The sequence below is a fragment of the Ectopseudomonas toyotomiensis genome, from assembly GCF_900115695.1.
Classification (GTDB): Bacteria; Pseudomonadota; Gammaproteobacteria; order Pseudomonadales; family Pseudomonadaceae; genus Aquipseudomonas; species Aquipseudomonas toyotomiensis.
The window spans coordinates 157421-178557 of the sequence record NZ_FOXK01000002.1 but is presented as its reverse complement, the minus strand read 5'-3'; the positions used below and the strand labels follow the sequence as shown (position 1 = coordinate 178557).

Below are 21137 nucleotides of genomic sequence, written 5' to 3'. Positions count from 1 at the left end.
TGGAGAGCTTTCATGAGCGCTGCTTTTAACGATTTCAAAGTCGCCGACATTTCCCTGGCCGATTGGGGCCGCAAAGAGCTGATCATCGCCGAATCCGAGATGCCGGCACTGATGGGCCTGCGCCGCAAGTACGCCGCCAGCCAACCGCTGAAAGGCGCGAAGATCCTCGGCTGCATCCACATGACCATCCAGACTGGCGTGCTGATCGAGACGCTCACCGCCCTGGGCGCCGAAGTGCGCTGGTCCTCCTGCAACATCTTCTCCACCCAGGATCAGGCCGCTGCCGCCATCGCCGCTGCCGGTATCCCGGTGTTCGCCTGGAAGGGCGAGACCGAAGAAGAGTACGAGTGGTGCATCGAGCAGACCATCCTCAAGGACGGCAAGCCGTGGGACGCCAACATGGTGCTCGACGACGGCGGTGACCTGACCGAGATCCTGCACAAGAAATACCCGCAGATGCTCGAACGCATCCACGGCGTCACCGAAGAGACCACCACCGGTGTGCACCGCCTGCTCGACATGCTCAAGGCCGGCACCCTGAAAGTCCCGGCGATCAACGTCAACGACGCCGTGACCAAGAGCAAGAACGACAACAAGTACGGCTGCCGCCACAGCCTCAACGACGCCATCAAGCGCGGCACCGACCACCTGCTGTCGGGCAAGCAGGCGCTGGTCATCGGCTACGGTGACGTGGGCAAGGGCTCGGCGCAGTCGCTGCGTCAGGAAGGCATGATCGTCAAGGTTTCCGAGATCGATCCGATCTGCGCCATGCAGGCCTGCATGGACGGCTTCGAGCTGGTTTCACCGTACAAGAACGGCATCAACGACGGCACCGAGGCCAGCGTCGACGCTGCGCTGCTGGGCAAGATCGACCTGATCGTCACCACCACCGGTAACGTCAACGTCTGCGACGCCGGCATGCTCAAGGCTCTGAAGAAGCGCGCCGTGGTGTGCAACATCGGCCACTTCGACAACGAGATCGACACCGCCTTCATGCGCAAGAACTGGGCGTGGGAAGAGGTCAAGCCGCAGGTGCACAAGATCCACCGTACCGGTGCCGGCACCTTCGATCCGACCAACGACGACTACCTGATTCTGCTGGCCGAGGGCCGTCTGGTGAACCTGGGCAACGCCACTGGCCACCCGAGCCGGATCATGGACGGTTCGTTCGCCAACCAGGTGCTGGCGCAGATATTCCTGTTCGAACAGAAGTTCGCCGACCTGCCGGCCGAGAAGAAGGCCGAGCGTCTGACCGTAGAAGTACTGCCGAAGAAGCTCGACGAAGAAGTGGCGCTGGAAATGGTCAAGGGCTTCGGCGGCGTGGTCACCCAGCTGACCAAGCAGCAGGCCGAGTACATCGGCGTGACCGTGGAAGGCCCATTCAAGCCGGACGCCTACCGCTACTAATGCGTAGGGTGGGTAAGCCCCTGGCTTATCCACCGCCGACTTCCCGCAAGGTGGATGGAAAAACGCCATCCACCCTACGTCTCCAAGGCTAGAAACCCTATGAGCCAAGAACGCCGCTACAGCTTCGAGTTCTTCCCCACCAAGACCGAAGCCGGGCATGAAAAACTGATGGACGTGGCGCGCCAGCTGGCGACCTACAACCCCGATTTCTTCTCCTGCACTTACGGCGCCGGCGGTTCGACCCGCGACCGCACCCTCAACACCGTGCTGCAGCTCGATGGCGAGATCAAGGTGCCCACCGCCCCGCACCTGTCCTGCGTGGGTGACAGCAAGGCCGAACTGCGCGAGCTGCTGAACCTGTACAAGAATGCCGGCATCAAGCGCATCGTTGCCCTGCGCGGTGACCTGCCATCCGGCATGGGCATGGCCAGCGGCGAGCTGCGCTACGCCAATGAACTGGTCGAGTTCATTCGCACTGAAACCGGTGATCACTTCCATATCGAAATCGCCGCCTACCCGGAGATGCACCCGCAGGCGCGCAACTTCGAGGACGACATCGCCAACTTCGTGCGCAAGGCCAAGGCCGGCGCCGACAGCGCCATCACTCAGTACTTCTTCAACGCCGACAGCTACTTCTACTTCGTCGAGCGCGTGCAGAAACTGGGCGTGGACATTCCGGTGGTGCCGGGCATCATGCCGATCACCAACTACAGCAAGCTGGCGCGCTTCTCCGACGCCTGCGGTGCGGAAATCCCACGCTGGGTACGCAAGCAACTGGAAGCCTACGGCGACGATGCCGACAGCATTCGCGCCTTCGGCGAGCAGGTCATCACCGAGATGTGCGAACGCCTGCTGCAAGGCGGCGCGCCCGGCCTGCACTTCTACAGCATGAACCTGGCCGGCCCCAGCTTGGCCATCTGGAACAATCTCAAGCTGCCGCGTTAGCAGGCCGCTTACTCACAGGCTGCCCACCCTGGGTAGCCTGCTCGCTTCGCCCTCCCGCCTTGCCGCCGAAGGATCGCCCCTCATGCTCAAACGCACCAAGATCAACGCCTCAGTCAGCCCCAAGGGCAGCCTGGAAACCCTCTCGCAGCGCGAAGTGCAGCAACTGCGCGAAACCGGCTCCGGTAGCGTTTATCGCCTGTTCCGCCAGTGCGCACTGGCGATCCTCAACACCGGCTCGCACAGCGACAACGCCAAGACCATCCTCGAGGCCTACCCGGACTTCGAAGTGAAGATTCACCAGCAGGATCGCGGCATCCGCCTGGAACTGATCAACGCGCCGGCCGACGCCTTCGTCGATGGCGAGATGATCGCCAGCACCCGCGAGATGCTGTTCAGCGCCCTGCGCGACATCGTCTACACGCAGAGTGAGCTGGAGAACAAGCGCATCGACCTGGACAGCTCCGAAGGCATCACCGATTACGTCTTCCACCTGCTGCGCAACGCCCAGACCCTGCGTAGCGGCGTAGAGCCTAAGATGGTGGTGTGCTGGGGCGGCCACTCGATCAGCACCGAGGAATACAAGTACACCAAGAAGGTCGGCCACGAGCTCGGTCTGCGCGGCCTGGACATCTGCACCGGTTGCGGCCCGGGCGTGATGAAGGGGCCGATGAAGGGTGCCACCATCAGCCACGCCAAGCAGCGCAACCTCAAGGGCCGCTACCTGGGCCTGACCGAGCCGGGCATCATTGCCGCCGAAGCGCCGAATCCGATCGTCAACGAGCTGGTGATCCTGCCGGACATCGAGAAGCGCCTGGAAGCCTTCGTCCGCGTCGGCCACGGCATCATCATCTTCCCCGGCGGCGCTGGCACGGCCGAAGAGTTCCTCTACCTGCTGGGTATCCTCACCCACCCGGACAACCAGGACCTGCCCTTCCCGGTCATACTGACCGGCCCGAAGAGCGCCGGACCGTATCTGCAGCAGCTGCATGACTTCATCGGGGCGACTCTCGGTGAGGCCGCACAGCAGCGCTATCGCATGATCGTCAACGACCCGGCCGAAGTCGCCCGCGAGATGGCCGTCGGCATCAAAGCCGTGCGCCAGTTCCGCCGTGAGCGCAATGACGCCTTCCACTTCAACTGGCTGCTGAAGATCGACGAAAGCTTCCAGCACCCCTTCGAACCGACCCACGAAGCGATGGCCAGCCTCAACCTCACCCGCGAGCAGCCACTGCATCACCTGGCCGCCAACCTGCGTCGCGCGTTCTCCGGCATCGTTGCGGGCAACGTCAAGGAAAACGGCATCCGCCTGATCGAGGAACATGGTCCCTACGAGATTCGCGGCGAAACCACCATCATGCGCCCGCTGGATCGCCTGCTGCAGGCCTTCGTCGAACAGCACCGCATGAAGCTGCCGGGTGGCAGTGCCTATGAGCCCTGCTATCGGGTAGTCGACTAAAGCTGCACAAGACGCACTTTCACGGCACCCGCAAAATCGCTAATCTGGCGCAATGCCATTATTCCAGCGCCAGATTATCGCCACCCTTTTGCTGTGCTGTTGCGCTTTCGCCGCCCGCGGCGAAACACTGCGCCTGGTCACAGATGCCTGGGCGCCCTACGTCTACGAGGAAGACGGCCAGGCCGCTGGCCTCGACTACGAGATCACCCGCGAGGTGCTGCAGCGCCTGGGAGTAAAGCTGGACCTGCAGTTCCTGCCCTGGAAGCGCTGCCTGCTGGAGCTGGAACTGGGCAATGCGGACGGCATTCTGGATATTTTCCATCTGCCCGAGCGCGAGGCGAGCATGCTCTTCGTCGAAGAGCCGCTGAGTGACGTCGAACTCGTGCTGTTCTACGCACGTAACCGCCCCTACCCCTATGAGAGCCTGGAAGACCTGCGCGACCTGGTGATCGGCATCTCGCCGGGCTACTGGTACAACGACGAAACCTTCCGCAACTCGCCCTTGTTCAGTCGCGAAGAGGCTCCGACTCACGAGGCCAATCTGGGCAAGCTGATCCGCCACCGCGTCGATCTGGTCATCAATGACCGTCGCGCCGGCCTCTATCTGACCACCCAGATGGGCTTGCAACAGCAGGTCGACTACAACCGCAAGGCGGTCGGCCATGACCGGCTGTACCTCGCACTGCGTCACGACCCTGTCCTGGCACGCCTGGCCAAGGACTTCGCTGACGAACTGCGCCGCTTCAAGCGCGAACCTGCCTATGCCCAGCTGCAGCTGCGCTACGCCAACCCTGATCAGCCCAAGCCGTGAACCAACCGACAGGCTGGTAGCTGCGCAAGTCCTCAGCTCTGTTATACTCGGGGCTTCCCGCCAGGCTTGCGCCCGGATGCTAGCTCCCAGAAGCCAGCAGTACCGGACGGGATCACGCCCCCCACGCGTGATTCAAGCCAGGCTCTACACCCCCAGGGCCACGCCCTCACTTAGTACAGGATTGCTCATGTCCTTTGCCTCCCTCGGTCTCTCCGAGGCTCTAGTCCGTGCGGTCGAGTCCGCCGGCTACACCCAGCCCACTCCGGTGCAACAGCGGGCTATTCCCGCCGTGTTGCAAGGTCGCGATCTCATGGTGGCGGCCCAGACGGGTACAGGTAAGACGGGCGGTTTCGCCCTGCCGATCCTCGAACGCCTGTTTCCAGGCGGTCATCCGGATCGCGAACAACGTCACGGCCCGAAACAACCGCGCGTGCTGGTGCTGACACCCACCCGCGAACTGGCCGCTCAGGTGCATGAGAGCTTCAAGGTCTATGCCCGCGATTTGAAATTCGTCAGCGCCTGCATTTTCGGCGGCGTTGGCATGAACCCGCAGGTCCAGGCCCTGGCCAAGGGTGTCGACGTGCTTGTGGCCTGCCCCGGCCGCCTGCTCGACCTGGCCAATCAGAAGGCCATCGATCTGTCCCATGTCGAAATCCTCGTGCTCGATGAAGCCGACCGCATGCTCGACATGGGCTTCATCCACGACGTCAAGAAGGTGCTGGCCAAACTGCCGGCACAGCGCCAGAACCTGCTGTTCTCGGCCACTTTCTCCAAGGACATCACCGACCTGGCCGGCAAGCTGCTGCACAACCCCGAGCGCATCGAGGTCACGCCGCCAAACACCACGGTCGAACGCATCGAACAGCGCGTGTTCCGCCTGGCCTCCAGCCACAAACGCGCCCTGCTCGCCCACCTGATCACCCAGGGCGCCTGGGAACAGGTGTTGGTGTTCACCCGCACCAAGCACGGTGCCAACCGCCTGGCCGAGTACCTCGACAAGCATGGTCTGCCGGCTGCCGCGATCCATGGCAACAAGAGCCAGAATGCCCGCACCAAGGCCCTGGCCGACTTCAAGGCCAACCAGGTACGTATCCTGGTAGCCACCGATATCGCCGCACGCGGCCTGGATATCGACCAACTGCCGCATGTGGTCAACTTCGAGCTGCCCAACGTCGAGGAAGACTACGTTCACCGCATCGGCCGTACTGGCCGTGCCGGCCGTAGCGGCGAGGCCATCTCGCTGGTCGCGCCGGACGAAGAGAAGCTGCTGAAAAGCATCGAGCGGATGACCAAGCAGAAGATCCCCGACGGCGATCTGCTGGGCTTCGACGCCAGCACCGTCGAGGCCGAGCGCCCGGAAACCCGCGAACCGCGCCAGCCGCGCGGGCAGAAGCAAGCCAAGGCGCAGAACGCCCAGGGCGGCGACAAACCCAAGGGTGAGCGCAACAACGGTGGGCGCAGAGACAAGGGCAAGGACAGCGGCAAGGACCAGAAAGCCAAGCCGCAACAACAGGGTCAGGGCCAGAACCGCCGTGGTCAGCAGTCGCGCAGCCAGAGTCGTGGCGCAGCGCCGGCCATTCCACCCTTGCCTCCAGATCGCGACCCGGAAGAGTTCCTCGACGACGAAATCGATAATTTCGGCAACCGTGCCGATTACGTACCAGTGCAGAACAAGCCACAAGGTCGCGGCCGTCGCTCAGGCGGTGGGTCGGCTGGCAATGGCGCTGCTCAGGGCCAAGGCCAGAGAGCCAACAGCAACAACAGGCAGCCCCGCAGCAACGCTGGCGGCAACCCAGGCAACCCCGGCAAGAATCGTCGCCAAGGCGGCCAGGGGCGTAACGGCGGTGGCCGTGGCCGACCGGCGGACGGTCGCATCACCTCGCTGGATCGCGACGAGCTGCCACGCGCCGAAGCGGCCGTGCGCAACCCGCGCGAAAAGCAGCCGATCATCGTGCACAAGGGCTCGCGCCTGGATCGTTTCCCCAGCGCCGAGCAGCTCGACGAACTGAGCAACAGCACTCGTCCACGCAGCGAAAAGCCGGCGCTACTGACGCGTAACCGCGAAGAGTAAGCTGCCGCGCCAACGAAAACGCCACCCCATGGGGTGGCGTTTTTCATGGTGCAGAGGGGGATGAACTGAAACAACCCTCTCCCGCCCTTTGGACCCCCTCGGCTTTAGCTCCTGCATCCTTGCAGTCGTCTTCTCCCATTAAATGGGAGAAGGTCATCAGCTGGGCCGCAAGCGGCCGCTTTTCTTACTGACGAATGCCTTCGACCGAAATGATCAGCTCGACGGTTTGCGAAGCCGGGCCGAGATCCATGGAGATATCGAAGTCCTTCAGCGTCAGGGTAGTGGTGCCTTCGAAGCCGGCACGGTAACCGCCCCACGGGTCCTTGCCTTCGCCAATGAACTTGGCAGCGATCACTACCGGCTTGGTCACGCCGTTCAGGGTCAGGTTGCCGGTCACGTCGGCAGTGCCTTCGCCAGTGGACTTGACCGAAGTGGATTCGAAGGTGGCAGTAGCGTGCTTGCTCGCATTGAGGAAGTCGGCACTGCGGATGTGCTTGTCACGTTCGGCATGGTTGGTGTCGACGCTGGCGGTCTTCAGGGTCACGTTGACTTTGCTGGCCTCGGGGTTGGCGGCATCAAAGCTGAACGTGCCGTCGAAGTCCTTGAAGGTGCCGTACAGCCAGCTGTAGCCCAGGTGGCTGATCTTGAAATTGACGAAGGCGTGCTGGCCTTGCTTGTCGATGGCGTAATCGGCCGCCATGGCCTGGCCGCCGATCAGAGCGGAGCCCAGAACCAGTGCAGCGAGGGCGTTCTTCAACATGGGGTGTTCTCCTTGCGAGGTTGTCGATCTAGATGGGCCTTGGCCCGGTTATGAAGTGCTTCAGCGCCCGAACATCCGCAGCAGGGTGCTGTCGCGGTCGATGAAATGGTGTTTGAGAGCGGCCAGGCCATGCAGGCCGGCGAAAATCACCAGACCCCAGGCCAGGTATTCGTGGATCGTCCCGGCAATGTCTTCCTGTTGGGGTATGCCAGTCAGGGTTGCCGGTACGCTGAACAGGCCAAACACCTCGATCCCGCGGCCATCGGCGGTGGAAATCAGGTAGCCGGAGACCATCACACCGAACAGACCGAGATAGAGCACGCCATGACCCAGCTTGGAAGCCAGGCGTGTGAGCCGGCCATGGCTGGCCAGGGCTGCCGGCGCTGGGCTGCACAGGCGCCACAACACACGCAGCAACATCACGGCAAACAAAAGGATGCCGATGCTCTTGTGCAGGTCAGGTGCACTCTGGCGCCACGGGTCGTAGTAGCTGAGCCCCACCATCCAGAAGCCGAGGGCGAACAGACCGAACACGACCAACGCCACCAGCCAATGCAGCACGACGCTGACCAGACCATAACGAACAGAGGTATTGCGCCATTGCATGGGATGCTTCCCTAATTCAGTTCCGAGCAAGACTAACGACAAATATATCGATTTAAAGCGGAAAATTTCGCTATGAAACATCGAGAAATGCGATCTTTCATTTCAGCTTCCTTTCGCCGACCAGTTTAGTTCAACGCGCTCGTTGCAGAGTTCATCAGCAGCAGAACGGACGGTGCACTGCACCAGACCAGCGGCAGCGACCACGTCTCACTGGCGGCTTCTGGTAGGCTGTGCCGCCGAACCCTGGGAGATTTCGCATGAGCCTGAACGACCGCTGGATGCAACGCGACCTCGACGTGTTGTGGCACCCCTGCACCCAGATGAAGGATCACGAGCGCCTGCCACTGGTGGCGATTCGCAAGGCCTCAGGCGTATGGCTGGAGGACTTCGACGGCAAGCGCTACCTGGACGCGGTCAGCTCCTGGTGGGTCAATGTGTTCGGCCACGCCAACCCGCGCATCAACGCGCGTATTCGCGAGCAGCTGGACAGTCTCGAGCACGTGATGCTCGCCGGCTTTACCCACCAACCGGTCATCGAGCTCTCCGAGCGCCTGGTGCAGATCACCCCGGCAGGCCTTAACAAGGTGTTCTACGCCGACAACGGTTCCTCAGGCATCGAAGTGGCGTTGAAGATGAGCTTCCACTACTGGCTCAACAGCGGCCAAGCGAGCAAGAAGCGCTTCGTCACCCTGAGCAACAGCTATCACGGCGAAACGGTCGCAGCGATGTCGGTGGGCGACGTGTCGCTGTTCACCGACACCTACAAACCCCTGCTGCTGGACACCCTCAAGGTGCCCAGCCCGGACTGCTACCTGCGCCCCGAAGGCTTGAGCTGGGAGGCACACTCACGCGCCATGTTCGCCCATATGGAACAGACGCTGGCCGAGCATCATCATGAGGTCGCAGCCGTGATCGTCGAGCCGCTGATCCAGGGCGCCGGCGGCATGCGCATGTACCACCCGATCTACCTCAGGCTTTTGCGCGAGGCCTGCGACCGCTATGGCGTGCACCTGATCCATGACGAGATTGCCGTCGGTTTCGGCCGCACCGGCACGATGTTCGCCTGCGAGCAGGCCGGCATCACCCCGGATTTCCTGGTGCTGTCCAAGGCACTGACCGGTGGTTACCTGCCGATGGCCGCGGTGCTGACCACCGATGAGGTCTACAGCGCGTTCTACGACGACTACGCCACCCTGCGCGCCTTCCTTCACTCGCATACCTACACCGGTAACCCGCTGGCCTGCGCCGCCGCGCTGGCGACCCTGGACATCTTCCGTGATGACGATGTGATCGAGCGCAACAAGGCCCTGGCGGCACGCATGGCCAGTGCCACCGCGCACCTGGCCGAACACCCGCATGTGGCCGAAGTGCGCCAGACCGGCATGGCCCTGGCCATCGAGATGGTGCAGAACAAGGCCAGCAAGACAGCCTACCCCTGGCAGGAACGGCGTGGCCTGCGCGTCTACCAGCACGCGTTGGAACGCGGCGCGCTGCTGCGCCCACTGGGTAGCGTGGTGTATTTCCTGCCGCCCTACGTGATCACCCCCGAGGAAATCGACTTTCTCGCCGAGGTGGCCAGCGAGGGCATCGACATCGCCACCCGTGAGTCGATCAGCGTGGCGGTGGATAATCGCTATCCCGATCATCGCGATCCGGGTTAACGAGCCTGGTGCGCATGGAGCAAGCGGCGCCCTTCCCGTAGGGTGCGCCGCGCGCACCATCGCTTTAAACTTGCCGCCTCAAACTTGCCGCTTGTAGCTGCCTCATATGCGCCTTTCCCGCTTTTTTATCGACGCCCCGCTCTCACTCGGCCAACACGAGCTGCCCGAGGCTCAGGCTCATTACATTGGTCGCGTGCTGCGCCACGCCGCAGGCGACGCGGTGCAACTGTTCAACGGCAGCGGCCGCGAGTATCTGGGCGAGCTGATCGAGGTAGGCAAGAAGGCAGTGCGGGTGGAGTTGCGTGAAGCGCTCGACGGCCAGGCCGAATCCCCTCTGCGCATCCACCTCGGCCAGGGCCTGTCGCGCGGCGAACGCATGGACTGGGCCATCCAGAAAGCCACCGAGCTTGGCGCAGCGGAGATCACACCGATTGTCTCGGCGCGCTGCGAGGTACGCCTGAAGGACGAACGCGCCGACAAGCGCATGGCCCACTGGCGCCAGGTAGCGATCAGTGCCTGCGAGCAATGCGGCCGCTCGGTGCTGCCGCTGATCAACCCACCGCTGGAACTGGCAGCCTGGCTGCAACAAACCGAAGCCGACCTGAAGCTGGTGCTGCACCCGGTCGCCGCCCCCCTGCAAAGCCACGACAAACCGAACAGCCTGGCCTTTCTGATCGGCCCGGAAGGCGGTTTGAGCGAAGCAGAAGTGGATCAGGCCAAGGACGCCGGCTTCCATGCCGCCCGCCTGGGACCACGCGTTCTGCGCACGGAAACGGCCCCCGTGGTGGCGCTGAGCGTCGCCCAACAGCTCTGGGGCGACCTCCAGGCGTAAAATGTCGCCTTGGCGTAACAAAATGTGACCTCAAGAGATTGCAAGACTGGCTGTCTTTGTCATGCTCTGCGCGCCGCTCGCGCGACCCGCTCACCAGCAACCTGCGCGCGGCCGAGGCCGGCGCCCCGCAGCGTCGTTCCTCTTCCAATAACAAATCAACGGGCTTCGGCCCCGCCCAAAAGGCGGCCGCATGCCCAGGAGCATTGCATGAACGAACTGGTCTCGACCCTAAACGGTCTGGTCTGGAGCCCGGCGCTGATCTATCTATGTCTTGGCGTTGGTCTCTACTTCTCCCTGCGCGGCCGCTTTCTACAGGTTCGCCACTTCAAAGAAATGATTCGCCTGATGTTCACCGGCAAAACCGATGAACATGGCATCACCTCCTTCCAGGCACTGACCATGACCCTCGCTGGTCGCGTCGGTACCGGCAACATCGCCGGTGTGGCCACTGCGATCACCTTCGGTGGTCCGGGTGCCGTGTTCTGGATGTGGATGGTGGCGTTCCTCGGCGCCAGCTCGGCATTCGTCGAGTCCACCCTCGGTCAGGTCTACAAGGAAAAGCTCAACGGTGAATACCGTGGCGGTCCGGCCTTCTACATCGAGCGTGGCCTGGGTCTGAAATGGTACGCCTGGCTGTTCGCCGTGGTTACCGTGTTCGCCTGCGGCCTGCTGCTGCCAGGCGTACAGGCCAACTCCATCGCCTCCAGCGTGAATACCGCCTTCGGTATCGACCCGAACGTGACTGCCGCTGTGCTGGCCGTACTGATCGGCCTGATCATCTTCGGCGGCGTCAAGCGTATCGCCCACTTCACCCAGGTGGTCGTACCGTTCATGGCGCTGGGCTACATCCTGGTAGCGATGGTCATCATCCTGCTGAACATCGAGAAGCTGCCGGAAGTCGTACTGCTGATCGTCAAGAGCGCCTTCGGCCTCGAAGCCGGTTTCGGCGCCATCGTCGGCATGGCCATCCAGTGGGGCGTCAAGCGCGGTGTCTACTCCAACGAAGCAGGACAGGGTACCGGTCCGCACGCTTCGTCGGCCGCCGCTGTCAGCCACCCGGCCAAGCAAGGCCTGGTTCAGGGCTTCTCGGTCTACATCGACACCCTGTTCGTCTGCTCCGCCACTGCCTTCATGCTGCTGATCACTGGTCAGTACAACGTGCAGGCACCGGATGGCAGCGCGATGTTCACCGGTATCGCTGGCGTAGCAGCCGGCCCGGGCTACGTGCAGACCGCGATGGAGAACATGATGCCCGGCTTCGGTAACGCCTTCGTTGCCATCGCCCTGTTCTTCTTCGCCTTCACCACCATCCTGGCGTACTACTACATCGCCGAAACCAACATTGCCTACATCAACCGCAAGGTGAAGCGTCCCGTCCTCACCCTGCTGCTGAAGTTCGGCATCATCGCGGCTACCGTGTACGGCACCGTGCACACTGCCACCTTCGCCTGGGACCTGGGTGATCTCGGCGTCGGCCTGATGGCCTGGCTGAACATCATCGCCATCCTGCTCATGCACAAGGTCGCCTACAAGTGCCTGAAGGATTACGAGCAGCAGTTGGACGAGGGCAAGGACCCGGTCTTCCACCCGGAAAAGCTCGGCATCAAGAATGCCGACTACTGGGGCAGCAGCACCTCGGAAGAGAACCTGACTGCGGAGAACGGCGAAGCGCAGCAACCGCAGCGCTGATAGCCGCACAGCAGTAACGAAAAAGCCCCGGCCAGTGCCGGGGCTTTTTCATGGGCGAGGTGATCGCGCCGGGTCGGTTCAGATCAGGCCGGCATCGGCGAGCAGTTGCTCCAGTGCGGCCAGATCGGGAATACGCACCACCTCATCACCAACGCGCGCTGCGCCCAGCTCCAGAGGCGCCAGCTCGACATCAGCGCCTTGCAGCTCACTGCCGACCTTCAGCGAGCGCGGAATACCCTGCACCAGCAGCGCGATGAACTTGACCTTGGGGCGGCCGCCCAGAGCGTTGATCACCGCAACGCGGGCACCACTGGCGACGTGCACTTGGCCGCCGCTGGCGGCCTCGAAGGAGAGCAGCGGCAAGCGCAGATCACGCCAGGCGATCTGGCCGAGAAACCAGTCGGGAGTGCCTTCAGTGACCTGCGGTGCGCGATAGGGGATCAGCTCCGCCACCGCCACGTTGGGCAGCAGCAGGGTGCGGTCGGCCAGAGGCACCAGCAAGCCGGTGAGACTGGCGGCGCTGTTCTGGGTGGCGACGGCTTGGCTCATTGAAACGTCCTCAACTGCAATGTTCGGCGAGGTGATTGACCAGCGCCACGGCCAGCTCACGCGGGTCGGCACTGAAGCTGCTGTAACCGCCTTCGCGCAGGCTGTCGGGCATGCTCGGACTGGCGCAGCTGTCGGCGCGCTGGGTCCAGATCACGCCACCCTGGCGTTTGACGTAGGCGGCGGCGGCGCTGCCATCGCTGCCCATGCCGCTGAACGCGATCACGCCGCACTGGGCACCGAACTGCTGCGCCAGGTTGAGCATCATCTGATCGATGGAAGGACTGTAGGGCTCCGGCCAGCCGCGTTCGGCGATCTGCATCGCGCCGTCTTCGGCAAAGCCCAGCTCGTTGCTGATCGGCACCACCACCACCTCACCACAACGCACCGGATCGCCATGACGTGCCGAGTTGACGTGCCACTGACTGTGCCGACCGACCGCCTGTGGCAGCACGGCCTCGAAGCTGGCATCAATGTGTTGTGCGTAGATGAAACCGATGGGCAGGCCACCCGGCAGGGCATCGAGAAATGCCTTGACCGCCGCCGGACCGCCCAGCGAGGCGGCCAGCAGCCATACCTGACGGGCCGGTTCGCCAGCTTTCAGCGGCGTGTCGGCCAGTGCTTGCGGCAGTTCCAGACGCGCCGGGCGCTGCGCTTCGTCGAGCAGTGCCTGCAGGCTCGGCCCGACGGCCTGGGTCGGATCGCCGACCAGGCGCTTGAGCTTGCCGAACAGGCTGCGCTCCCAACGCGGGTAGTTCTCCGAATGGCGCTCGGGGGCATGGCCCTCGCCGAACAGCACCGGGGCACTGACGCGCTCTAGCAGGCTGTCGACCAGCGGCGAATCTTCCGACTGGGCCAGGTCCACCAACCACAGGTCGGTCTCGCAGGCTACCAGTTGCTCCTCGTCGAGCCGCGTCGGGTCGCTGTTGAGCACCACCTGATAACCGCCACCGGCCAATGCCTGCTGCAGCACGTGGCGCTGCAGCGAGGTGTCGGCGATTACTGCGATACGCGCGGAGGTTTTGTCTGTCATGTCCGTTTGACCCGATGGCTATCCACCAACTGAGCGATGGTTTCGAGCAGCAAAGATTCCTGATAAGGCTTGCCGAGATACTGATTGACGCCGATGGACATGGCCCGCTCGCGGTGCTTCTCGCCGGTACGCGACGTGATCATGATGATCGGCAGATCCTTGAGGCGCTCATCGTGGCGCACCAGCGTGGCCACTTCGAAGCCGTCCATGCGCGGCATCTCGATGTCCAGCAGCATGATGTCAGGCTTGTGGTCCTGAAGCTGGGCGATGGCATCGACCCCATCCTTGGCGGTGACCACGTTCATGCCATTACGCTCAAGCAGACGGCTGGTAACCTTGCGCACGGTGACCGAGTCGTCCACCACCATGACCAGCGGCGGCCGGTCGGCCTCGACCTCTTCATTGGCCGCAGCCTGACGCGAAGCCAGGCGCGGCATCAACTGATTCTGCAGATGTGCATGCAACACACGAATGGTCGCCAGCAGATCGAGAATCACCACCACGCGGCCGTCACCGAGGATCGTTGCACCGGAGATCCCGTGCACCCCGGCGAACTGCGGGCCGAGGCTCTTCACCACGATCTCGCGCGAACCGGCCAGGCTGTCCACCTGCACCGCCACGGCGTGCTCACTGGAACGCACCAGGATCACCGGCAGCGGCAGGCTCTGGCCCACCAGCTTGGGCTGCTGACCGTTGTTCAGCAGATCGCCCAGGTACTTCAGTTCGTAGGCTTGTCCGGCGTACTCGAAACGCGGCGCATCCGGCGCGTAGTAGGCCTCCAGTTCGAACGGCGACACCCGCACGATACCTTCGATGGTGTTCAGCGGGATGGCATAGAGGTCTTCGCCGGAGTACACCATCAGTGCACGGTTGACCGACACGGTGAACGGCAGACGAATGGTGAAGCGCGTACCCTTACCCAGCGCCGAGTCGATGCTCATCGAGCCGCCAAGCTGCTTGACCTCCGAGTGCACCACGTCCATGCCGACACCACGACCGGAAATCTGCGTGACCTTCTCGGCAGTGGAGAAACCCGCCTCGAGGATGAACTGCAGGATCTCGTGATCGCTCAGATCGCTGTCGGCGTCCATCAGCCCACGCTCGATAGCCTTGCGCCGCACGGCCTCAAGGCGAATACCACCGCCGTCATCGTCCAGGGTAAGAACGATATCGCCGCCCTCACGACCGAGATTGAGACGAATGGTGCCAGTTTCCGGCTTGCCGACGTCGCGGCGCACGGCAGTGGGCTCGATGCCGTGATCGACGGCGTTACGCAGCATATGCTCCAGAGGCGCGACGATGCGCTCGAGCACGGTACGGTCCATTTCCCCCTCGGCGTTGCCGACGACGAACTCCACCTGCTTGCCCAGCTCACCCGCCACCTGACGCACGATGCGGCGCAGACGCGGCACCAGACGATCGAACGGCACCATGCGGGTGCGCATCAGACCTTCCTGCAGCTCGGTGTTGACCCGCGCCTGTTGCAGCAGCAGGGTCTCGGCGTCGCGGTTCTTCGCCGCCAGGGTTTCCTTCAGATCGAGCAAATCCGAGGCCGACTCGAACAGCGCACGAGACAGCTGCTGTAGTTGTGAGTGGCGGTCCATCTCCAGCGGGTCGAAATCTTCATAACCGGCGCGTTCGGCCTCGGCCTGATAGCGACTGAGAATCTGCGCCTGGGTCTCGGTGTCGAGACGGCGCAGCTGGTCACGCACGCGGTCGATGGTCGCTTCCATCTCGCTCAGGGTGAAGCCGACATCGCTCACCTGCTGCTCGACACGGCCACGGAAGATCGAGGTCTCACCGGCCAGGTTGACCAGACCTTCGAGCAGCTCCGCTGGTACCTTGACCAGCTCCTGTGGCGCGCGGCGGGATGCCGCCTCCAGTGCTGCCTCCTGCGCACGCTTCACGAACGGCAGCACCTTCGGTGCCTGCAACTGGGTCGGCACGTCACTGGCAGCAATGATCGGGTTGAGCAGATTGTTCGCAGGCGCTGCTGCTGGTTCGGCAACTACCGGCTCATCGCCGAGGCTGGCGCTGAGGCGCTGGCGCAGCACATCGAGCTCGTTCTGCAGTCCTTCGAAACCGGACTGCACATCGAGCAGCAGACTTTCCGGCCAGGGTGCCCCCTGCTGCAGCGCCTCGCTGAGATGCTGCTCCAGGTCGTGGCTCAGATCGCCAAGGCGCTTCTGTCCGGCCAGGCGTGCACCGCCCTTGAGGGTGTGCAGCGTGCGCAGCATCTCGTCGATGGCGCTGACATCATCACGTTGTTCTTCCCAACGCCCGATCGCCGCCTCCATCGCTTCGAGCAGGTCATCGCCCTCTTCCAGGAAGATATCGAGGATGTCGCTGTCAGCCTCTTCGGCTTCATCGCTCTCGACCACCGCCCTGAGGTGGACTGCCGACGGCATGCTCAACTGCTCGTCAGGGTTGGCACGAAAGCGCTTGATCGTCTCGATCAGGGCATGGCCCTGCGGCACCGCGCGCTGACCACGCACGGCTTCGAGCATCTCGGCCAAACGGTCGTGGCAGGCCTGCAGCAGGGTAAACAACTCCTGACTGGCTCGCAGGCGACCGCCACCCAGCCCCTCGTAAAGGAACTCCAGCTCATGGGCCAGATCGCCGATTTCACGAATCTCGGCCATGCGCGCACCACCCTTGAGGGTGTGCAGGTCACGCTGCAGGGCTTCCAGCTCCAGACTGTTGTCGACGTCGCCCATCCAGCGCTGCAGAGCGGCACCGGCACTGTCGATGATGTCGAAACCTTCCTCGAGGAAGATTTCCACCAACTCGGGATCGCGCTCTTCATGCCAGTTGGCCAGCGTGCCTTGTGGCTCTGGCTCTGGCTCTGGCTCTGGCTCTGGCTCTGGCTCTGGCTCGACGATAGCCTCAGCCAGAGGCGGCAGTTCGTCCTCGGGCAACACCAGCTCGACTTCGTCGATCAGCGGCAACTCTGCCTCAGGCTCTGCCTGTGGCGCTTCGTCGAGCACGATTTCGTCTTCGACCAGTGCCAGAGGCGGCAGCTCGAAGCTATCGGGCTCCACCGCTTCGATCGACTCGGCGAGCTCGTCGTCCAGCGCCGGTTCAACCTGAGCCACTGCGGCCGACAGACTCTGCGGCGTGCCACCCTGGCGGAACTGACGAATTGCCTGAATCAGGTCGTCACCAGAAACCAGCGGCTGGCGGGCCTGCAACTGATCGAGCATCTGCGCCAGACGATCATGGCTTTGCTGCAGCAGGTTGCCCAGCGCTGGTGAATAGTTGTAACGGCGGTCGACCAGGCCCTCGTAGAGCGACTCCAGTTCGTGCCCAAGATCGCCAATCGGGCGAATCGCGGCCATCCGCGCACCGCCCTTGAGGGTGTGCAGGTCGCGTTGCAGGGAGGACAACGGCATGGTGTTGTCCGGCTCACTGAGCCAGCGCTCCAGCGCCTGACCGGCGCTGTCGAGAATATCCACAGCCTCTTCGAGGAAAATCTCGACCATTTCCTCATCGAGGTCGGCGTCAACAGGGCTGAAGCCCAGTTCGGCCTCGGCCTGCAACTCCTGGCCAGCGTCATCGACGATTGCCGGTTCGGTGGGCGTCTCTTGCCACTGCACCGGCTCGGCCTCAGCTTGCTCCAGCTCGGCAGTGGCCTGGTCCAGCTCGATGATTTCCAGCCCCTCGGCGCCAGGCGCCAGCAAGGCCAGGGTATGCGGATCAATGGCTTCGCTGAGCAGCTCACGCAGCGCTTGTACGCGCTCGGGTTGCGGGCTGACCTGCAAGGCCGCAGCGACCTGATCCATCATGCCGATCAGCGCTTCGTGAGCCTTTTCCGCTTCGTCGAAGAAGCGTTCGCTGACGGCCAGGCTGCCTTCCTCGACGGCACCATAGAGATCCAGCAGGGCCTCGCAGAGCTCGTCGATCTGCGGCAGCTCGGCCATCTCGGCGCCACGGCCGAGGGTCGTCAGTTCCTCCAGCAGCGCAGACAGCTCCTGGCGCTCAGACGGATGCTCGCGCCATTTGCGCAGCAGGTCCTCGGCGTCCAGCAAGATGTCCATGCCTTCGGCGAGGAAGATGCTGATCATCTGCGGATCGCGACTTTCACCGCTCTGCGCCATACGCTCGTCTTCGGCGCTGGCCAGACGCTCCTGATGCAGCGCCTGGACGCGGGCAAGCAATGCCTCGGCGCCGGGAATAGGTGCCAGAGGCTGAGTCTCAAGATTGTCGAGCCCGATACGGAACACGCCCTCGGCGCTGCTCAACAACTCGGCGGCCGCCAGATCCACCTGAATCAGGTTGGTCTTGAACTCCTTGACCAGCTTCTCCAGCGGCGCAGCGATTTCTGCCACCGGCAGAATGCCGGCCATATAGGCACTGCCCTTGAGGGTGTGCAGGGCACGTTGCAGGTCGTCGGTGACTGGCTGCGGCAGCTCCTGGGCGCAATCGGCGAGAAAACCCACCAGGGTATCCAGATGGGTTTCCGCCTCGTTGCGGAAGATTTCCAGCAACTGTGGGTCAAGGGGCTCACCATTGAGGGGCTCGCCGTCGAGAGACTCGCTATCGAGCGGTTGGTCGGAGACCGACTCGACCTGCTCGACGACCTCGGTAGCGCCGTCAACGCCCACGGGCTCGGCTACCTGCTGGGCGGCCGGGGCGTCAGATTTTGGGGGCGTCAGCCCCTTGGCCAGGGCATGCGCGGTGGCCGCCAGTAGATCGACATCGTCGCGCTGACGCTGAGCCTTGGCGGCAAACTCGTCGACCAGCGCCGGCATCAGCGCCACTACGTCGAGCACCACCTGCTGCACCGGTGCACTCGGTTCGATGCTGCGGTCCAGCACGCGGTTGAGCAGGTTTTCGATGGACCAGCCCAGCTCGCCGATGATCAGCGCGCGAACCATGCGGCCGCTGCCCTTGAGTGTGTGGAAGGCGCGACGCACTTCGATCAGCGCGTCCTTGTTATCGGTATCGGCCTGCCACTGCGGCAGGTATTCGCCGATGGTTTCCAGCACCTCGCCGACTTCCTCGATAAAGACTTCCAGCAATTCTTCATCCACCGGCTCTTCATCGGCCGGCGGCGGCAACAGGCTCGGCGGGACATCGGCGGCAGGCGGATTGATCGCCTGCACCGGTGCGGCCATCACGTCAGCCATTGACAGCGGCTTCTCTGCCACTGGCTCTTCGACCTGGATGTGCGGCGCGCTGGGCAGCTCGACTTCCGGCAGTTCCAGATCGGCCAACTCCAGCTCATCCCACTGACTCGCTTCGGCCAGTTGCTCCAGACTCAGCTCTTCGAGCTCCAAGGCCGGCTCGGCCTGGGCGTCGAACAACGGTGCGGCAATGATCTCTTCGCTTTGCGTACTGGGCAGCTCTTCGAGTTCGCCCAGTTCGAAGGTGAAGGTCTCGGCGCTCTCGCTCACTGCCGGCAGGTCAGGCTCGATGTCAACCAGCTCCAGCTCGGCAACGGCTTCGTCAGGTGCATCGACCGAATCGAAGGCCAGCGGCTCGATCTCGGCGAGAGGCTCTTCGAGCTGTTCGTCCTCGGCACCCAGCAGTTCGATTTCTTGCAGCGGGTCAGCCAGCGGCGCCAGGCTTTCCTCCTGCGGCTCGACGCGGTCGAGAATCGACGGTTTTTCCTTGAGCGGATAACCCAGTGCTTCCAGGCTCTCCTCGGCGACATCGAGAATCAGGTCGCCCTGCGTACCGTGGTCCTCGGCCAGACGCTCGAGGTAATACTCGACGCTGGTAATGGCGTCTGCCAGGGTGTCCAGGCTCTGCCAGTTGGGCACGGCCTTGCGCGCCAGCAACTGTTCCTGAATGTAGCGATTGCAGGCATTGAGCAGGTCGGCAGCGCGCTGCAGCGGGATCATCGCCAGGCCGCCACGAACCTGCGTCAGCAGGCCGGGGACACGTGCCAGATGCTCGTGGTTCCACTGCGAGGCGATGAACTCGATGATCGCGTCCTTGGCCTGTTCCAGACCGTTGCGCGCCTCTTTGATCACCAACTGATGAATCTGCGCCACATCGGTAGTGGGTAGGTGGCTCTGTTCGTTCTTGCTGTCGTCGCTCGGCCCGACCATACCGGCCAGCGTCGCTTCGACGTAGAGCAGCGCACCGGCGACGTCCATCAGCACGGCATCGTTGGGCTCGCGCTGACCGAGGGACAGGCCGTGAATGACGTCGATCTGGTCGAGAATGACCTTGCGCGGCTGGCCGAAACCGAGCACTGCGAGGGTATCGGCGATCTGCTTGAGCGGCGCCAGAAGGGCGTCCAGCTCACTGGGTTGACTGCGATCGCTGCGCACGAACAGGTCCAGGCTGTCCTTGACCCGCACCAACTCTTCGCAGAGAGCCGCCACCACAGAACGCATGGCATCACGGTCGGGACCTGCCAGACGGGCACGTTCCTCATCCACCACTTCGTTGTCGGGCAGCGCTTCGTCGAGGCGATACTGTTCCTTCAGGGCGCGAATACGCGGCGACTGCGCCGGTGCCTTGGCCACGTAGAACAGCAGGTTCTTGGTCAGTTCGTCGCTAGCGGGCTGGTTGATGCCATCGGCACCCTGCTCGACCAGGCGCTTGAGTTCCTTGTCGACCTGACGCAGCAAGGTACGCACGGAGGTGCCGTTGACCACACTGCCGTTGGCCAGACCCTCGACCATGCCGGAAGCGATCTGCCACAGGCCGCCCAGCGGGGCGTCCTTGCACAGCGTTTCCAGACGAGCGAAGACGCGCGCCATGTAACCGAGATTGGTCGCCAGGTCCTGATTGCGGATCACGCCGACCAGGGCCATCTGCAGCATCTGCCGCAGCTTGCGCAGCAGCACCGGAAGCTCGGCGGTACGCAGGCGTGCCAGGCTATCGGACGGCAGCGCCGGCAGGCGTGCGGACATGTCCGGGGAGAACAGGCTGGTTTCCGACAGCAGCTTTTCGCCACGGGCGGCGCGCAGATCGTTGAGCAGCGGCAGCACGACCATGGGCAAGTCGCGGCGAGCGGTCTGGATGCGGTCGAGGTACACCGGCAGTTGCAGAATGGCCTGCATCAGCACTTCCAGGGCTTCGCCCTGGTTGGCCACGCGACCTTCCATCAGTGCCTTGGCCAACTGCTCCATTTCCTCGGCGAGCAGAGCCGCGCCGTAGAACTCGACCATCTGCAAGGTGCCGTGAACCTGGTGCACGTAGGTCAGGCAGAAGCGCATGCGCGTAGGGTCCTGCGGGTTCTCGACGAACGCCTCCAGGGCTTGCCGCGCCTGCTTCAGGGTTTCCCCGATCTCGCCTTTGACCCACTCCAGGGCGACATAATCATGCCGATCACCCATAGCCACTCCACTCATAAACTTGGCC

Annotated in this window: 13 protein-coding genes; 8 read left to right on the top strand and 5 right to left on the bottom strand. The window is 63.3% G+C overall.

The genetic code is table 11. From position 1 onward, the window contains the following. Positions 1–12: 12 nt before the first annotated feature. From ahcY to BM186_RS04015, 5 genes are all read left to right on the top strand, one after another. Entirely contained in the window at positions 13–1407 is a 1395-nt protein-coding gene (gene ahcY / locus BM186_RS04035; RefSeq protein ID WP_072423443.1) for an adenosylhomocysteinase, read from the top strand. 99 nt (positions 1408–1506) lie between these two features. Beyond that, complete coding sequence (gene metF / locus BM186_RS04030) at positions 1507–2352, top strand: methylenetetrahydrofolate reductase [NAD(P)H] (protein ID WP_072423444.1); 846 nt, start codon at positions 1507–1509, stop codon at positions 2350–2352. An 82-nt stretch (positions 2353–2434) separates the two neighbouring features. After that, the gene (ppnN, locus tag BM186_RS04025) at positions 2435–3808 is read left to right on the top strand and encodes a nucleotide 5'-monophosphate nucleosidase PpnN (protein WP_017678447.1); all 1374 of its coding nucleotides are present in this window, start codon (positions 2435–2437) and stop codon (positions 3806–3808) included. Between the two features lie 52 nt (positions 3809–3860). Further along, positions 3861–4619 carry a substrate-binding periplasmic protein gene (locus tag BM186_RS04020; protein WP_074913613.1) on the top strand — a complete coding sequence of 253 codons (759 nt, stop codon included), beginning with the start codon at positions 3861–3863 and terminating at the stop codon, positions 4617–4619. 187 nt (positions 4620–4806) lie between these two features. Beyond that, positions 4807–6690, top strand: coding sequence for an RNA helicase RhlE2 (locus BM186_RS04015; RefSeq protein ID WP_074913612.1), 1884 nt, complete (start codon positions 4807–4809; stop codon positions 6688–6690). Positions 6691–6874: 184 nt separating this feature from the next. Here the strand turns inward: BM186_RS04015 and BM186_RS04010 are convergent, their stop codons facing one another. Continuing rightward, positions 6875–7450: a YceI family protein gene (locus BM186_RS04010; protein WP_072423447.1), complete on the bottom strand. Its 576-nt coding sequence runs from the start codon at positions 7448–7450 to the stop codon at positions 6875–6877. A 60-nt stretch (positions 7451–7510) separates the two neighbouring features. Beyond that, positions 7511–8056: a cytochrome b gene (locus tag BM186_RS04005; RefSeq protein WP_072423448.1), complete on the bottom strand. Its 546-nt coding sequence runs from the start codon at positions 8054–8056 to the stop codon at positions 7511–7513. Between the two features lie 257 nt (positions 8057–8313). Between BM186_RS04005 and BM186_RS04000 the strand changes: the two genes are divergently transcribed. The 3 genes from BM186_RS04000 to BM186_RS03990 all read left to right on the top strand — a co-directional run bounded on the left by BM186_RS04000 (position 8314) and on the right by BM186_RS03990 (position 12238). Continuing rightward, positions 8314–9717 (top strand): adenosylmethionine--8-amino-7-oxononanoate transaminase, encoded by a 1404-nt coding sequence (locus tag BM186_RS04000; protein WP_074913611.1) that lies wholly within the window; start codon positions 8314–8316, stop codon positions 9715–9717. Between the two features lie 106 nt (positions 9718–9823). Continuing rightward, the gene (locus BM186_RS03995; protein WP_074913610.1) at positions 9824–10549 is read left to right on the top strand and encodes a 16S rRNA (uracil(1498)-N(3))-methyltransferase; all 726 of its coding nucleotides are present in this window, start codon (positions 9824–9826) and stop codon (positions 10547–10549) included. A gap of 207 nt (positions 10550–10756) precedes the next feature. Next, entirely contained in the window at positions 10757–12238 is a 1482-nt protein-coding gene (locus tag BM186_RS03990) for an alanine/glycine:cation symporter family protein (protein ID WP_072423451.1), read from the top strand. 78 nt (positions 12239–12316) lie between these two features. Here BM186_RS03990 and BM186_RS03985 read toward each other — a convergent pair whose 3' ends face one another. From BM186_RS03985 to BM186_RS03975, 3 genes are read right to left on the bottom strand one after another with little or no spacing between them, the layout of a single operon-like run. After that, a complete protein-coding gene (locus BM186_RS03985) occupies positions 12317–12787 on the bottom strand; it encodes a chemotaxis protein CheW (protein ID WP_072423452.1) in 471 nt (156 codons plus the stop codon). Positions 12788–12797: 10 nt separating this feature from the next. Then, positions 12798–13817: a chemotaxis protein CheB gene (locus tag BM186_RS03980; RefSeq protein WP_074913609.1), complete on the bottom strand. Its 1020-nt coding sequence runs from the start codon at positions 13815–13817 to the stop codon at positions 12798–12800. After that, positions 13814–21112, bottom strand: coding sequence for an Hpt domain-containing protein (locus BM186_RS03975; protein WP_074913608.1), 7299 nt, complete (start codon positions 21110–21112; stop codon positions 13814–13816). The genes BM186_RS03980 and BM186_RS03975 overlap by 4 nt, the downstream gene beginning before the upstream one ends. Positions 21113–21137: the final 25 nt, after the last annotated feature.

What these genes read in the sequence shown, in the direction of transcription:
- ahcY (WP_072423443.1), top strand. Translation starts at nt 13, where the DNA reads ATGAGCGCTGCTTTTAACGATTTCAAAGTCGCCGACATTTCCCTGGCC.
- metF (WP_072423444.1), top strand. Translation starts at nt 1,507, where the DNA reads ATGAGCCAAGAACGCCGCTACAGCTTCGAGTTCTTCCCCACCAAGACC.
- ppnN (WP_017678447.1), top strand. Translation starts at nt 2,435, where the DNA reads ATGCTCAAACGCACCAAGATCAACGCCTCAGTCAGCCCCAAGGGCAGC.
- BM186_RS04020 (WP_074913613.1), top strand. Translation starts at nt 3,861, where the DNA reads ATGCCATTATTCCAGCGCCAGATTATCGCCACCCTTTTGCTGTGCTGT.
- BM186_RS04015 (WP_074913612.1), top strand. Translation starts at nt 4,807, where the DNA reads ATGTCCTTTGCCTCCCTCGGTCTCTCCGAGGCTCTAGTCCGTGCGGTC.
- BM186_RS04010 (WP_072423447.1), bottom strand. Translation starts at nt 7,450, where the DNA reads ATGTTGAAGAACGCCCTCGCTGCACTGGTTCTGGGCTCCGCTCTGATC.
- BM186_RS04005 (WP_072423448.1), bottom strand. Translation starts at nt 8,056, where the DNA reads ATGCAATGGCGCAATACCTCTGTTCGTTATGGTCTGGTCAGCGTCGTG.
- BM186_RS04000 (WP_074913611.1), top strand. Translation starts at nt 8,314, where the DNA reads ATGAGCCTGAACGACCGCTGGATGCAACGCGACCTCGACGTGTTGTGG.
- BM186_RS03995 (WP_074913610.1), top strand. Translation starts at nt 9,824, where the DNA reads ATGCGCCTTTCCCGCTTTTTTATCGACGCCCCGCTCTCACTCGGCCAA.
- BM186_RS03990 (WP_072423451.1), top strand. Translation starts at nt 10,757, where the DNA reads ATGAACGAACTGGTCTCGACCCTAAACGGTCTGGTCTGGAGCCCGGCG.
- BM186_RS03985 (WP_072423452.1), bottom strand. Translation starts at nt 12,787, where the DNA reads ATGAGCCAAGCCGTCGCCACCCAGAACAGCGCCGCCAGTCTCACCGGC.
- BM186_RS03980 (WP_074913609.1), bottom strand. Translation starts at nt 13,817, where the DNA reads ATGACAGACAAAACCTCCGCGCGTATCGCAGTAATCGCCGACACCTCG.
- BM186_RS03975 (WP_074913608.1), bottom strand. Translation starts at nt 21,112, where the DNA reads ATGGGTGATCGGCATGATTATGTCGCCCTGGAGTGGGTCAAAGGCGAG.